The sequence below is a fragment of the Pseudomonas sp. L7 genome (assembly GCF_046605565.1).
GTDB classification, from domain to species: domain Bacteria; phylum Pseudomonadota; class Gammaproteobacteria; order Pseudomonadales; family Pseudomonadaceae; genus Aquipseudomonas; species Aquipseudomonas wayambapalatensis.
The window spans coordinates 1,243,537-1,256,726 of the sequence record NZ_CP176784.1 but is presented as its reverse complement, the minus strand read 5'-3'; the positions used below and the strand labels follow the sequence as shown (position 1 = coordinate 1,256,726).

At 56.9% G+C, this 13,190-nt stretch carries 13 protein-coding genes; 3 read left to right on the top strand and 10 right to left on the bottom strand.

Features of this window, described 5'->3' with window-relative positions; all coding sequences use genetic code 11:
- Positions 1 to 94: 94 nt before the first annotated feature.
- Positions 95 to 718, top strand: a complete 624-nt coding sequence (locus ACK3BK_RS06015; RefSeq protein ID WP_186668636.1) for an energy transducer TonB — start codon at positions 95 to 97, stop codon at positions 716 to 718.
- 1 nt (position 719) lies between these two features.
- Here ACK3BK_RS06015 and ACK3BK_RS06010 read toward each other — a convergent pair whose 3' ends face one another.
- The 7 genes from ACK3BK_RS06010 to ppc form a co-directional block, all read right to left on the bottom strand.
- Positions 720 to 1,409, bottom strand: coding sequence for an extensin family protein (locus ACK3BK_RS06010; RefSeq protein ID WP_186668638.1), 690 nt, complete (start codon positions 1,407 to 1,409; stop codon positions 720 to 722).
- Positions 1,410 to 1,415: 6 nt separating this feature from the next.
- Positions 1,416 to 2,246: an oxaloacetate decarboxylase gene (locus tag ACK3BK_RS06005; protein ID WP_411383911.1), complete on the bottom strand. Its 831-nt coding sequence runs from the start codon at positions 2,244 to 2,246 to the stop codon at positions 1,416 to 1,418.
- A 27-nt stretch (positions 2,247 to 2,273) separates the two neighbouring features.
- Positions 2,274 to 3,143 carry a DUF72 domain-containing protein gene (locus ACK3BK_RS06000; RefSeq protein WP_411383910.1) on the bottom strand — a complete coding sequence of 290 codons (870 nt, stop codon included), beginning with the start codon at positions 3,141 to 3,143 and terminating at the stop codon, positions 2,274 to 2,276.
- Positions 3,144 to 3,146: 3 nt separating this feature from the next.
- Entirely contained in the window at positions 3,147 to 3,443 is a 297-nt protein-coding gene (locus ACK3BK_RS05995) for a hypothetical protein (protein ID WP_186668644.1), read from the bottom strand.
- 131 nt (positions 3,444 to 3,574) lie between these two features.
- Positions 3,575 to 4,243, bottom strand: a complete 669-nt coding sequence (gene tsaB, locus ACK3BK_RS05990) for a tRNA (adenosine(37)-N6)-threonylcarbamoyltransferase complex dimerization subunit type 1 TsaB (RefSeq protein ID WP_186710648.1) — start codon at positions 4,241 to 4,243, stop codon at positions 3,575 to 3,577.
- 87 nt (positions 4,244 to 4,330) lie between these two features.
- Positions 4,331 to 4,981: an adenylate kinase gene (adk, locus tag ACK3BK_RS05985; RefSeq protein WP_153773975.1), complete on the bottom strand. Its 651-nt coding sequence runs from the start codon at positions 4,979 to 4,981 to the stop codon at positions 4,331 to 4,333.
- Between the two features lie 259 nt (positions 4,982 to 5,240).
- On the bottom strand, positions 5,241 to 7,868 hold the full coding sequence (ppc, locus tag ACK3BK_RS05980) for a phosphoenolpyruvate carboxylase (protein WP_186720682.1): 2,628 nt from the start codon (positions 7,866 to 7,868) through the stop codon (positions 5,241 to 5,243).
- A 157-nt stretch (positions 7,869 to 8,025) separates the two neighbouring features.
- Between ppc and ACK3BK_RS05975 the strand changes: the two genes are divergently transcribed.
- Both ACK3BK_RS05975 and ACK3BK_RS05970 read left to right on the top strand, forming a co-directional pair.
- Positions 8,026 to 8,325, top strand: coding sequence for a hypothetical protein (locus ACK3BK_RS05975; protein ID WP_411383909.1), 300 nt, complete (start codon positions 8,026 to 8,028; stop codon positions 8,323 to 8,325).
- A gap of 92 nt (positions 8,326 to 8,417) precedes the next feature.
- Positions 8,418 to 8,753 carry a hypothetical protein gene (locus tag ACK3BK_RS05970; protein ID WP_238954831.1) on the top strand — a complete coding sequence of 112 codons (336 nt, stop codon included), beginning with the start codon at positions 8,418 to 8,420 and terminating at the stop codon, positions 8,751 to 8,753.
- A 6-nt stretch (positions 8,754 to 8,759) separates the two neighbouring features.
- Here ACK3BK_RS05970 and ACK3BK_RS05965 read toward each other — a convergent pair whose 3' ends face one another.
- Genes ACK3BK_RS05965 through ACK3BK_RS05955 form a run of 3 tightly spaced genes read right to left on the bottom strand, consistent with a single transcriptional unit; the run spans position 8,760 to position 13,190 of the window.
- Positions 8,760 to 10,553, bottom strand: a complete 1,794-nt coding sequence (locus ACK3BK_RS05965; RefSeq protein ID WP_411383908.1) for a P-loop NTPase fold protein — start codon at positions 10,551 to 10,553, stop codon at positions 8,760 to 8,762.
- Positions 10,553 to 11,545, bottom strand: coding sequence for a hypothetical protein (locus ACK3BK_RS05960; protein WP_411383907.1), 993 nt, complete (start codon positions 11,543 to 11,545; stop codon positions 10,553 to 10,555). Before ACK3BK_RS05960 ends, ACK3BK_RS05965 begins: the two co-directional genes overlap by 1 nt.
- Positions 11,538 to 13,190, bottom strand: coding sequence for a hypothetical protein (locus tag ACK3BK_RS05955; protein WP_411383906.1), 1,653 nt, complete (start codon positions 13,188 to 13,190; stop codon positions 11,538 to 11,540). The genes ACK3BK_RS05960 and ACK3BK_RS05955 overlap by 8 nt, the downstream gene beginning before the upstream one ends.

Here is a 13,190-nt window from a genome sequence, read left to right as displayed (position 1 = left end):
CCGATCCCGCACTCGAAAAAATTAATGAAACCCCGGCCACGGCCGATAAAAGCTCTATCCGCTATTCTGCCAGAGCACAACGCGCGCGACTGCCATGTCAGATACTCTTCCCATCGGTTTGACCTACCTGTCGCCAGTCGGCAACTACGGTCGCCAGAATACCCAGGCTCTGGGCGGCGTCAGCCACCTGTGGCAGGACTTCTTCGCCCGCGCGATGGCCGAGCAGTCCGCAGAAGAGCAGGACAGCTTCAGCCAGGCCTTGACCCGCCAGTACGACAAGGACAGCGGCGAGCCACTGGGCGGCGCCAAGGCGCTGGCATTGATCGAGATTCAGCGCGCGCTGCCGGTTCAGGATACCGAGGTGCGTCCGCCCGAGCCGCTGTTCCTGCCCAAGGCAGAACTGGAAGCCAACCTGCTGGAGCCGGCGCCCGAACCCTTCAGCGCCAGCGAACTGATCGAGCAGCAGCGCCAGCTCGACCTCAATGGCAGCTGGCTGCGCCCGCTGGTGATGAACCAGGGCCATCCCTCGCCCGAGCCGGGCCCGGCGCCTTCGCCGCGTCCGCTGCACCTGCCGATCGCCGAACTGGAGAAGTACCTGCTCGAACCGGCTCCGGAACCCTTCGACGACGCGACCCTCGCCAAACAGCAAAACGACCTGGAATTCGATACCCACTGGGCCCGCCCTGTGGTGCTGAACAACGTGCGCGTACACGCCTGAGTCAGCGGCAGACCTGCCAAAGCCCCGCGTCCAGATGAAAGTGATTCGCGTGGGCAGCGTTGTAGTCAGGCCCCAGCACCGTACTGAAGCTCTCGCAGGCCGCATCGCGCACTTCGCGCAGGAATTGCGCCTTCGCTCCCCCCGCCTGCCAGTCTCGCGCCAGCACGATGCGTTGGCCATCCTTCAAGCGAAAGCCACTGATGTCCAGGGCATTGGCCGTGGCGTGCTGGCTGAGCCGCCCCTGCTCGCGATGATAGATATTGCGACAGGCAAAGCTGCCCAGGTGATCCACCTGTGCCACCGACTGGCCGAACACACGCTGCGCCGCAGGCTGCAAGCCGTGGGTCTCGAACAGCGCATAGGCCACCGCCAGCGGACAACTGGCGAGAAAGCTGCTGCTCAGGCGCGCCTCGCCACCTTCGATACGCCACACATTGCGTAACGGGCAACGCGCCGTTTCCGGGCTGTCGGCCTGTTCTCGATAACGCAGCGCAGACGTTTGCAGCGCCTGTCGACACAAAGCCGGGTCGTCACGCAGACGTGACAGCTTGTAGGCCGTCAGCAGGTTCGGCGGCTGACGCACATCGAGCGCCGCCCAGGGATTCCACGCTGCCGGTGGACGCCAACCCAGATACCAGGCAAGCGCGCCTGCGGCCATCAGCCCGCCCAGCACCATCGCCAGCAAGCGCATGGCCGGTCAGCGTCGGAACAGGTCGTTGAGCTGGGCGAACGGCATCGCCTGTTCGCCATAGCTGAAGGTGCCCTGATCCCGAATCTCCAGCGCCGCACGCTGGAACGCGCCCAGTGCCGCACGCGCCAGCGACGAGCCGACGCTGATCCGGCGCACCCCCAGGTCCTGCAACTGATTCACGCACAGCGGCACACCCGCCATGCCCAGCAGCACATTGACCGGTTTGGGCGCCACCGCCTGCACCACTGCACGAATCTCGTCGACACTGCGCAGGCCTGGGGCGTAGAGCACATCGGCGCCCGCCTCGGCAAACGCCTGCAGGCGTTTGATGGTGTCATCCAGGTCCAGGCGCCCGTGCAGGAGGTTTTCCGCACGGGCGCACAGGGTGAAAGGAAATGGCAGGCCGCGGGCCGCCTGAACTGCGGCGCGGACACGCTCGACGGCCAGGCCAAGATCGTGGATGGGGGCTTCGCTGCGACCGGTGGCGTCCTCGATCGAGCCGCCCACCAACCCAGCCTCGGCCGCGCGCAGGATGGTCTGCGCGCAGTCTTCGGGCAGGTCGCCGAAACCGTTCTCCAAGTCTGCGGCCACCGGCAGGGGTGTGGCATCGACGATGGCCTGGGCATTGGCCAGTGTTTCGTCGAGGCTCAGTGCACCCTCGGCATCAGGCCGGCCCAGACTGAAGGCCAATCCTGCGCTTGTGGTGGCCAGAGCTTCGAAGCCCAGCGCCGCCAGCAGCTTGGCGGACCCGGCATCCCACGGGTTGGGAATGACGAAGGCGCCATCACGCTCGTGCAACTTCTTGAAGGCTTCGGCTCGCAGGGTTTGCACATCCATGATCAGGTCTCCGGCAGGGTCTGGGGGTCAGAGTAGTCCCAGCTGTTCGACCTCAGGTGCGCGCGGCAATTCCGGCAAGGCCGCCAGGCCCGGCAACCGCACCATGAGGCGTTGGTGAAAATGCTGGGCCAGCGCAGCAGCCAGGCGGTTGTCGGAGGTATGCAGGAAAATGTACGGGCAACGCCCCTCTTCGATCCAGCCAGCGATCTTGTCCACCCAGGGTGTGAGAAAACTTTCGTTGGCGGCCAACTCCGGATGACCGATGAAGCGCACCTGCGGGTGCTGGCTGAAGGCGGCCGGACGCGGTGGCACCTTGGGCTTCTTGGCCTGCGCGTGTAGCACCGCTGGGTCGCGCGACGTGCAACTGAACAGCGCCCGCGGATCCAGGCAGATTCGCTCCACACCGCGCTCATGCAACAGCCGGTTGAGCAGACGCTCCTCATCGCCACGGGCGAAGAAGGCATCGTTGCGCACCTCGACGGCCACCGGCACACCGATCTCGTCGAGGAAGTGGCTCAGTTCCGCCAATCGCGACGGGCCGAACAGCGCCGGTAGCTGCAGCCAGTAGGGAGATACTCGCTCGCCCAGCGGCGCCAGCAGGCGGGTGAAGTCCAGCGCGGATTCGAGCTGATCACGCAGGTCGCCAGCATGGCTGACGTCACCGGGAAACTTCGCAGTGAAGCGAAACTGCCGGGGCATGACCTGGGCCCAGCGCTCCACCGTGGCAGGCGCAGGACGGGCGTAGAAGGTGGTGTTGCCCTCGACCGCATTGAACACCTGGCTGTACAGGCCAAGGTACTCAGCAGGGCGAGCGTCGGCGGGATAGAGGTAGTCGCGCCAGGCGTTCTCGCTCCAGGACGGACAACCGAGGTGATAAGGCAGAGGCGATGGATTCATCCATCAAATGTACAGGTCCAACCCCAGCACTTCCATCTCCCAGTCGGTGAAACCCGCGGTGCTGAGGTAGCTGGCCAACGCGGTGGCGGTGCGTCTGTCGCGGGCGCGGGGGAACACCATGTCCTGCTGGCGCGCTGGCAGGCCAGCGCTGCGGCGGTTGGCGCGGGCGATCTGCTCGGCTTCGTGGTCTTCGACGTCCTCGATGACCTGCGCATCGTCGATGCTCTCGTCGCGCACCGATGCTTTGCGCGGTGCGCGCTTGACCGGGTAGGACTGTGAGGAGAAACCGTCGATGCGCATGATGGGTGCACTCGGGAGCAATGATGGCAATCTAGCAGCATCAGGCGTCCATCACCAATGCGCGTGTGATAACTGGACCACAGATCGCGCAAAAGGTTTTATCTCGAACGGCAATAGCCGACGAACTGCACTCAGCGCGCCTTGGGCGTGGCGACATTATCGCGCAGATAGACCGGTTGCGCCTGTTCGGCGACGACCGCCTCGCCCCGCGCCCAGGCATGACCGGCCAGGCTGAGGATATCCAGGGCATGCGGCAGGGCCTGGGCATCGCAGCGCTCGACCTGAACGCCCAGACGCTCGCCATAGCCCCAGCCGGTGCCCGCACCGAACCACTGGCCACCCTCGGGCAGTACGACCCGCTCAGGGGCGATCACCCGCTCCTGGTCGAGCAGGCGCATTTCGCCATCGTGCGCCTGGTAGCAGCCCCAGTACACTTCATCCATGCGTGCATCGATGGCCGCGGCCACCTGCTGCACACCATGCTGGCGCAGCGCCCCCTGGGCCAGGGCGGCGAGGTTCGACACCGGCAGCACCGGCCGTTCGAGGGCGAATGCCAGCCCCTGGACCACACCGATGGCGATGCGCACACCGGTGAAGGCCCCAGGCCCACGGCCAAAGGCGATGGCATCCACTGCGCTCAGGGCGACACCGGAGTCGGCGAGCAACTGCTTGATCATCGGCAGCAGCTTCTGCGCGTGCTGGCGCGGGATCACCTCGTAATGGCTGGTCACCTTGCCGTCATGCAGCAGGGCGACGGAACAGGCTTCGGTGGCGGTATCCAGGGCCAGCAGGGTGGTCATCGAACGTGTATCCAGGCGAAAGGGAAAAGAGCGGCAGTATAAACGACAACGGCCCGCAAGCGGGCCGTTGTAAAACGCAGAGGGCGATCAGCTCAGGGCTGCCAGCACCTTGGCGGTGATCGACTCGACCGAGCCGACGCCTTCGATGTGGGCGTACTTGGGCTTGCCGGCGTTGGCGGCCGACAGCTTCTGGTAGAAGTCCACCAGCGGCTTGGTCTGGCTGTGGTAGACCGACAGGCGGTGACGCACGGTTTCTTCCTTGTCGTCGTCGCGCTGGATCAGGTCTTCGCCGGTGACATCGTCCTTGCCTGCCACTTTCGGCGGGTTGTACTGGATGTGGTAGGTGCGGCCCGAGGCCAGGTGCACGCGGCGACCGGCCATGCGACCGACGATCTCTTCGTCGTCCACGGCGATTTCGACCACGGCATCAATGTCGACACCGGCAGCGACCATGGCTTCGGCCTGCGGGATGGTGCGTGGGAAACCGTCGAACAGGCAGCCCTTGGCGCAGTCTGGCTGAGCGATGCGCTCCTTCACCAGGCTGATGATCAGATCGTCGGAAACCAGCTGGCCGGCGTCCATGACTTTCTTCAGTTCCAGCCCCAGCGGGGTGCCGGCCTTGACAGCGGCACGCAGCATGTCGCCGGTGGAGATCTGTGGAATACCGAACTTCTCGGTGATGAACTTTGCCTGAGTACCTTTACCGGCCCCGGGAGCTCCCAGCAGAATTACGCGCATCTTGTGCTCCTCATATTTTTTTATTGCAAATCAATGGATTCGGCGTTCAGGGCCAAGTCCGGAAAATCGGATCAGACCGGAAAATCGGTCAAAAGGCTGCTCAAGATACACAGCGCCCGGCAGCCAGACAAGCGTTCCAAAATTGCACGAACGCCCATCTGGCGCCCTTCTGCCGAGCAGGTTGCACCCATCGCAACCTACCCCGATGCATCCCCCGGCTGCACCACCGTACAACCCGGTGCGGCGCTGCCCGACGGCCTCAGCCGGTGTTGCGCAAACCGGCGGCAATACCGGCCACGGTCACCAGCAGGGCCTGCTCCAGCGGGCTGTCCAGAGCGGCTTCGCGCACCCGCGAACGCGCCAGCAGTTCCGCCTGCAGGCGGTGCAGCGGGTCCAGATAGGTGTTGCGCAGGCTGATGAATTCCAGGGTCTCCGGGCTGTGCGCCAGTAGCACCGGCTGGCCGGTCAGGCCCAACACCACCTGGCACGACTGCGACAATAGGTCGCGCAGATGTGCCCCCAAAGGCAGCAGCGCCGGTTGCACTAGACGTTCGTCGTAGGCCTTGGCAATTTCCGCATCGGCCTTGGCCAGCACCATCTCCAGCATGTCGATGCGAGTGCGGAAGAACGGCCATTGCTCACGCATCTGCCCCAGCAGCTCACCCTGGCCACGCGCCAGGGCATTGCCCAGCGCGGTTTCCCATCCCAGCCAGGCAGGGAGCATCAGGCGCGTCTGGGTCCAGCCGAAGATCCACGGGATGGCCCGCAGGCTTTCGATGCCGCCCGCCCGGCGCTTGGCTGGCCGACTGCCCAACGGCAGGCGCCCAAGCTCCTGCTCCGGGGTGGACTGACGGAAGTACTCGACGAAATCAGGGTTCTCGCGAACCACCGCGCGATAAGCCTTCACCCCATCGGCGGCGAGCTGGTCCATCAGTTCGCGCCAGGCAGGCTCGGGCGGTGGCGGCGGCAGCAAGGTCGCCTCGAGCACCGCCGCCAGATAGAGATTGAGGTTCTGTTCGGCGATCCCCGGCAGGCCGAACTTGAAGCGGATCATCTCGCCCTGTTCGGTCGTGCGGAAACGCCCCGCCACCGACCCTGGCGGCTGGGAAAGGATCGCCGCATGGGCCGGGCCACCGCCACGGCCGACGGTGCCACCGCGGCCGTGGAACAGCAGCAGCTCGACCTGGTGTTCACGGCAGATGCGTACCAGGTTTTCCTGTGCCCGGTACTGCGCCCAGGCTGCCGCCGTGGTACCGGCATCCTTGGCCGAGTCCGAGTAACCGATCATCACTTCCTGCGGCCCGTGCAGCCCGGAGCGATAGCCGGGCAAACCGAGCAGGCGCGCCATCACCGGGCCGGCGTTGTCCAGGTCAGCAAGGGTCTCGAACAGCGGCACCACGCGCATCGGCCGAGTCAGCCCGGCCTCCTTGAGCAGCAATTGCACCGCCAGCACATCGGAGGCGGCGCCCGCCATGGAGATGACATAGGAGCCCAGAGAAGCCGCGGGCGCCGCCGCGATCTCGCGACAGGTGGCGAGCACCTCGGCGGTCTCGGCCTGGGGCTGGAAGTGGGCGGGCAGCAGCGGCCGGCGGTTTTTCAGCTCGGCCTGGAGGAAGGCGATACGTTGTTCTTCATCCCACTCGGCATAACGCCCGAGCCCCAGGTACTCGGTGATCTCCGACAGCGCGTCGCGGTGCCGGGCCGCATCCTGACGCACGTCCAGGCGCACCAGGAACAGGCCGAAGGTCACCGCCCGGCGCAGGCAGTCGAGCAACGGACCATCGGCGATCACCCCCATGCCACAGGCATGCAGGGACTGATAGCACAGCTGCAAGGGCTCGATCAGTTGGCGATTGTCGACAAGCACTTCGGCACTTGCAGGCTGCGGGCCGGCCAATGCGGCATGGGCCCAGGCCCGGGTGGCACGCAGGCGATCACGCAGTTGCTTGAGGAAGGCGCGGTAGGGCTCGGCGCTGTCACCTACCTTGGCGCGCAGGGCGTCGCTGGCCTGTTGCATGGACAGTTCGGCGGCGAGGTAGTCGATATCGCGCAGGAACAGGTCGGCCGCCATCCAGCGTGCCAACAACAGCACCTCGCGGGTGACCGAGGCGGTGACGTTGGGGTTGCCATCGCGGTCGCCGCCCATCCACGAGGCGAAACGCACTGGCGCCGCCTCCAGCGGCAGGTGCAGGCCCGTGGCCTCGAACAACGCCTTGTCGACCTTGCGCAAGTGGCTGGGAATCGCCTGCCACAGCGAATGCTCGATCACCGCAAAGCCCCATTTGGCCTCATCGACCGGCGTTGGACGGGTGCGGCGAATCTCCTCGGTGTGCCAGGCTTCGGCGATCAACCGACGCAGGCGTTCGCGCACCTGCTGGCGTTCGGCCGGCGTGAGGTCGCGATGGTCCTGGGCGGCAAGCTGCGCGGCGATGGCGTCGTACTTCTGGATCAGCGTACGCCGCGCCACCTCGGTGGGGTGGGCGGTGAGTACCAGCTGGATGTCCAGCTTGGCCAGTTGCCGGGCCAAGGCATCGTCGGCGTGCCCGGCCTGCTTGAGCCGCGCCAGCAACTCGGGCAATGCGCGGTCCTCGAATGGTGCCGGCTGGTCGGCGCCACGGCGATGGATCAACTGGTACTGCTCGGCAATGTTGGCCAGGTTGAGGAACTGGTTGAAGGCTCGGGCGACCGGCAACAGGTCATCGTCTGCAAGATCGCCAAGCGTGGAGCTCAACTGCTCGGCCGCGCCACGGCGATCGGCCTTCGCGCTGTGACGGATATCCTCGATCTTCTGCAGGAATGCCTCGCCATGCTGCTGGCGGATGGTCTCGCCCAGCAGTTCACCCAACAGATGGACATCCTCACGCAAGCGCACATCGATATCGGTCATTGGCTCTCCTTATCGCGCGGTCCACCCGCGCCGCCGCCCAGGTCATTGCTCCAAGAGTGCCCACAGGCGCCCCCGCAAGGCAAGCCGGGATCGGCCAATGCAACTAAAGTGAAGAGACGGCCCTCACAGCTCATGTCACGGTTCTACAGAGGTCATCATGAAAATCCGCGAGCTCGCACAACACTGGGAACAGAACGCCGCTGGCACCCTCAGCCCCACCGGGCACCACCTGCACCTTGACCTGGAATCCGAGGCGCGCCTGGCCGCGTTGGTCGAGATGTACCCCAAGCGCACCACCGAAGAACTGCTCGGCGAGCTGGTCGCCGCCGCGCTCGAAGAACTCGAAGCCAGCTTCCCCTACGTGAAGGGCCAGCAGGTGATCGCCACCGATGAAGAAGGTGATCCGCTGTACGAAGAAAGCGAGCACACGATAGGAAAAACACGAAAGTCAGTCTAGGGCACGTATTCCGGGGCGTTGATTGAGTCCAGCCCCAACTGCCCCCGCTGTTTCGGTCAGATTTGGAATCACAGCATATATAGAGGTAGGCCATGAACACCTTCAAGGAAATGCTCAGTCAGTGGGAAAGCAAATCGCAGGAAACCGCTGATCGAGTGGAGTACACCCTGACCCTCAGAAAGCATGACTTGATCAAAATTAAGGCTTTCGCAGAGACGTATGAACTCGATGAAGCCACCATCACTGAGGGCCTTTTGCAAGCGGCTATAAAGGAAGCGGAGCAAGCCATTCCCTATGTGAAAGGTTCACAGGTCATCAGGATTGAGGAAGGTGAAGAGGTTTATGCAGATGCCGGTAAGACACCTGCATTTGTGGAAGCAGAGAATAAAATCTCTAAATCTTTGAATACTCCAACCAAGCAAAGTTAGACCTTATCATTCTGACTTTGGGGCTGCAGCGGCTGCAGCGGCCTCCTCTTTCTCCTTCTGAATTCGCCTCAACTCCCTGAGATATAATTGCTCATAAGAAACAAACTTACTCATTCGCAGCTTATTTAGAGCCGTTGTTTCTGAGAGCCTTTTTAGAGCGGCAAAGGTTTTAACAAAAATATCCCTATAGACCAAAGCATCCTCTTGATTCGAGAAAGAAGTATTGCCGAGCTTCAGTAGCAAGCGAGCATGGTAAGTGAAAGCCTGATCATTCAGGCGTGAAAAATAGTCATAAAATTCGAGTTCATTTTTTTCAGCAAGCCCCTTTATAATTTCATAACTATTATTAGGGCTTTCGAAAGCAGCATTCATCAACTCAGAAAAGCTACCTTTAAACACCAGACCTTCAAAATATTTCTCCAAAGACTGACCAACGTAAGGGTTAGATGGCCACTGAAAAACACTATCTTTATCTAGAACCCCATGAGCCGGATAAAAATCACTGAAGAACTTATCAATTATCGGTTGTATTTCTTTTTCCTTACCAAGACCATAATAAAGAAAAGCAACAGAATCCAAGTCTTCCAATGTAAACTTATCAAGCCCCACCTTGATAGCTTTATCGAACGCCAGCAAAACCTCTGGCTCATTATCGAAAAATGAAGAATTATAAAGTTTCCAAGCATCACGAAGAACAGCTATGTCATTATTGTGGCGAATCTCTCTTTCGATTTCTTCTACAATTTTCTTTATCAAATCTTCGTCTGCATAACCTTTCTTGACGAGATTTATAATAGCCAAGTCAAATTCGCTACATCTTGCAAATCCATACTCTTGAAGAAATGAAGTTTTTTCTGCCTCTAGTCGAGCAGCTTCAGCATCCTCACCTGTAGATTCTGGGTCTGGTAACCGTAGACGTCCCGAATGCCCGTGAGAGAGAATAAACTCTAAATCTACTTTTGAGTTTCGCTCACCATAAATAGCCAAAACCGCTAATGGCAATATTCTACACGCCTGTTCAATCACAAGACTTTGACAGCCCTTCAATTTCTCACTAAGCAGACTTGCAAACAGCTCAATCTTCCTGAGCAAGCGTATATTATTTATATCAAGAAATTCGCAATTTTCGCTAATCTTTTTTAGCAAAGTGTTATTTGCATCAAAAATCAGACCAACCGAATCTTTAGTTGATGGACCATACAAAACCTCGTAATCAAAAACCTTTTCGCTGAAGGTAAAAAACTCATCACTCTTCTCCAGAGACCCCTCATTAAGAATGAGGATAACTGAACAATCTTTAGACTCAACCAGATTTGAAACCAAACCTAAAACGTCTCTCGCTGATAGCGATTTACCTCGACGTTCAAAATCGTCGATACAGATGATGGTATCTGACACCAAAGAATACTGAATTGAATCAATTACACCACCAAAACTTCCCACAAATGGAATTTTAGCTTCCTTCCCAAAGCTAAATATTTTTCTCAGCCCGCCTAGTGCATCGCTAAAATCTAACTTTTTTAGATTTTCGATGACAGAATCTTTACTGGTGACAGTATTCGCCTTAGCAGATGGCACCGTATTCTCAAAAATCGAACGCTTCAAGTCGGCCAGTGAGTTAATACCGAACAATGACACATATGAGTAATTACCACGACCAAAATTTGAGCTATATTTCTTGATTATGGAGTTCCAAAGATAAGTCTTACCAGTCCCCCACTCCCCTTTCAAGACAATTGCAGAACCCGTTTTCCTAACGGCGAAATCATGTAATGCTTTTTCAACCTGAATAACAGACATCAATTAACCCCTTGAGCTTTATCATCATCCCTTATGAAAGCCGGATATTGCCGAGGATGCTGGATAAGAATGTATTTTACAAATTTCTGCTTCAAAGCTTCATTTAAGGCACTTTGAAAATCAGCTATAGAATGAAGAGGTGACTCATCAACCACCAGAGACCGCCAATGAATGTTTGTGTGACCATCTGCCATCTTCAGTAGTTTTTCCATGGCTCTATGTGCCATATTCCCTGTATCTGGACGGACGACGAAGCTTTGACTGATGTACTCATCATCTACTTCCGTATTTTCTTCAATCTCGCAAGTGTTCAGAATCGAAAGGGTTTTGGGCGAAAATCTGTATTGTTTTTCACCATTGAAATCACGAAGATAAACGTCTTCAATTTTTGCTTTCCAAGTCTCCACACTTTCATCACTGCCATGCATCTTGTCTTTTTTTAATTTTAGATAAAGACCTACACCCTCCCCTAGCTGATAATTCATGTCACCCGCTAGGAGACTCATCAAGCTATTAGATATAGCGGTGAAAAAGTCGATTCGATAATTTTTGTTAAATCGCTCGAACAACGAAATGTCAAACAACATCCAAAGGCCGTGATACTTCCACGCAAACAAGACAGGTAGCCCAAGCATTTCACCATACTTGAGTAATTTCTCCCTGTCTTTCGCTCTGAGAGTGAGGATTTTTTCTTGCTTAGTTTTGACTTCGACGAGAACCCTATACTGATTATTTGCAGTGTTGAAAACTGCCAGTAAATCGGGAACCTGATAGGTTTCTCGGGAAGATTTCGGAATTTGCTGCTGATCCAGTTTATGGACCAGCGAACACTTCCCGAGCCAGCTACAGATGACGGCGAATTCATCCTCGGCTGGTAGCCCTAGGTCGAGACGCTTCACACGTTGGATAACTTCCTCTGGGTTCTCCCACCCACACTGTTCAAGTGCTTCATGAAGGACGCGACTTCGATCCATCAGCGTAACCTCATCCATGTGCAAAATCCTCATCATCGCAAAGCAGGGGAATTTCATCGGGAGTAATTGAGATTATCGATTCACTAGAATGATTTGCCAATCCGATGCACCATAGACTCCCCCTATCATCTTGACGGATACTGGAGAAAAAAACCATGTCAAAACATGAAACCCTTTTAGTCATAATTGGCATTCTAATTAAGTTGCCAAATAAATCTATTATGGGAGCTTTCTGAATTTTGACTTCTGACTCTTCTTCTGAGCAGAACACCTTAATGCTCTCACGCTGTGCATCAGCTATACGAGCAGTGAATATCTTTTCGCCATAATCAAGCTTACGTACAACCTCCCCCTTGTACAGATTGCCGTATAGTTGAACAAATCTTTCATCTTGTCTTGTCAACTCCAACCTTTTCAAAACCACCTGTTTCGAGAGCTTTGACGCTATCGTTCGGGAAAACTCAGCTATCTCCACAATTTCTTTCAATCGGGAAAATAATGATGAGTAGTCTGTTTCAGTTCCCTCCCAAAGCCGCAAAGGCTTTCCGTTTAACACAATCTCGATTACCACACTTGAATTTGGATACCTCAGCAAGAAATCATAGGCCCGCTTAATACGATAATAATGACTCAAGTTATCAAGCGACTGCCCCAACCATCCAGCAACATCAAACGTAAAGCTTGCATCTACCGTGGACTCACTACGAATGAAGTAGCGATATGTGAAAAAACCACCTAACGCAGAGCCTTCGATATCGAATTGCTTGGAGCCTCTTCCCATCAGAGATTCAGTAGAGGCAAACTCGAACTCCTGCCCATCACCTTTAAAATAGATGGTCGTCTCAAGTCGTCTTTTAAGAGGGGTCAGTGTCAACGTCCCTCCATCACTCACTTCACTAAGATGCTCAAAAAGCTTAGACCCGACAAATTTAAAATTTTTGGTGGGTATGTGGATGGAGTCGCCCAATTCTTTCATGTTTTGCCATGCCAAATCAGCGGCTTCAACTGCATCATCATTGAAAACCATCTGAATTTCTGGAGCGGGACTTACTACGGGAATCAACTGATGCACCACCGCATCACTCGTAGCAGTAACCTCCACTCTAAAATTTGGATCAAGGCTATTTATGGAATCCTCATAACCTTCAACAACGGCTGAAACGTCAAAACTAGCTGGATTACCAGATTTACAAATTAAAAAAGTAGTAGCTTCGATAATACCAGCACGAATTTTGTTTTCAGCCTCAAACGGCGCCATCGGAATTACGCCAACCAAAGACGAAACGTAGGCTTGATGAGCAGCCTTCATTTCTCTTAAACGATCAGCCGTATGGAAGTTTTCTTCGTTATCGATCAGCTTGGAGCACGAATAACACATCCAGATGCCGTTATCGAAGTGTTTTCTTTCGGCTTTGGTTTGGTTTGGGTCATACCGTTTAGCCCCCGGTCCAGAGGCAGCGGCACAAATATGTGCAGCGACTCCAATGCTGTTTTTCCTGTCACCAGCATGAGTTGAGCCGACCGTGAAGACACGGCAACGCGAACACAGGTTTGCAGCTCTTACCAGTAGCTCGATTTTGGTGGTTTCAGAAAAGTCATCACGGGTGCCAACGCTCGGCCCTTCTCCCATGACCTCAACCGTCTTGCTCTTCCTTGGTGCCAT

What these genes read in the sequence shown, in the direction of transcription:
- ACK3BK_RS05965 (WP_411383908.1), bottom strand. Translation starts at nt 10,553, where the DNA reads ATGTCTGTTATTCAGGTTGAAAAAGCATTACATGATTTCGCCGTTAGG.
- ACK3BK_RS06000 (WP_411383910.1), bottom strand. Translation starts at nt 3,143, where the DNA reads ATGAATCCATCGCCTCTGCCTTATCACCTCGGTTGTCCGTCCTGGAGC.
- adk (WP_153773975.1), bottom strand. Translation starts at nt 4,981, where the DNA reads ATGCGCGTAATTCTGCTGGGAGCTCCCGGGGCCGGTAAAGGTACTCAG.
- ppc (WP_186720682.1), bottom strand. Translation starts at nt 7,868, where the DNA reads ATGACCGATATCGATGTGCGCTTGCGTGAGGATGTCCATCTGTTGGGT.
- ACK3BK_RS06005 (WP_411383911.1), bottom strand. Translation starts at nt 2,246, where the DNA reads ATGGATGTGCAAACCCTGCGAGCCGAAGCCTTCAAGAAGTTGCACGAG.
- ACK3BK_RS05955 (WP_411383906.1), bottom strand. Translation starts at nt 13,190, where the DNA reads ATGGCACCAAGGAAGAGCAAGACGGTTGAGGTCATGGGAGAAGGGCCG.
- ACK3BK_RS06010 (WP_186668638.1), bottom strand. Translation starts at nt 1,409, where the DNA reads ATGCGCTTGCTGGCGATGGTGCTGGGCGGGCTGATGGCCGCAGGCGCG.
- ACK3BK_RS05975 (WP_411383909.1), top strand. Translation starts at nt 8,026, where the DNA reads ATGAAAATCCGCGAGCTCGCACAACACTGGGAACAGAACGCCGCTGGC.
- ACK3BK_RS05960 (WP_411383907.1), bottom strand. Translation starts at nt 11,545, where the DNA reads ATGGATGAGGTTACGCTGATGGATCGAAGTCGCGTCCTTCATGAAGCA.
- ACK3BK_RS05970 (WP_238954831.1), top strand. Translation starts at nt 8,418, where the DNA reads ATGAACACCTTCAAGGAAATGCTCAGTCAGTGGGAAAGCAAATCGCAG.
- tsaB (WP_186710648.1), bottom strand. Translation starts at nt 4,243, where the DNA reads ATGACCACCCTGCTGGCCCTGGATACCGCCACCGAAGCCTGTTCCGTC.
- ACK3BK_RS06015 (WP_186668636.1), top strand. Translation starts at nt 95, where the DNA reads ATGTCAGATACTCTTCCCATCGGTTTGACCTACCTGTCGCCAGTCGGC.
- ACK3BK_RS05995 (WP_186668644.1), bottom strand. Translation starts at nt 3,443, where the DNA reads ATGCGCATCGACGGTTTCTCCTCACAGTCCTACCCGGTCAAGCGCGCA.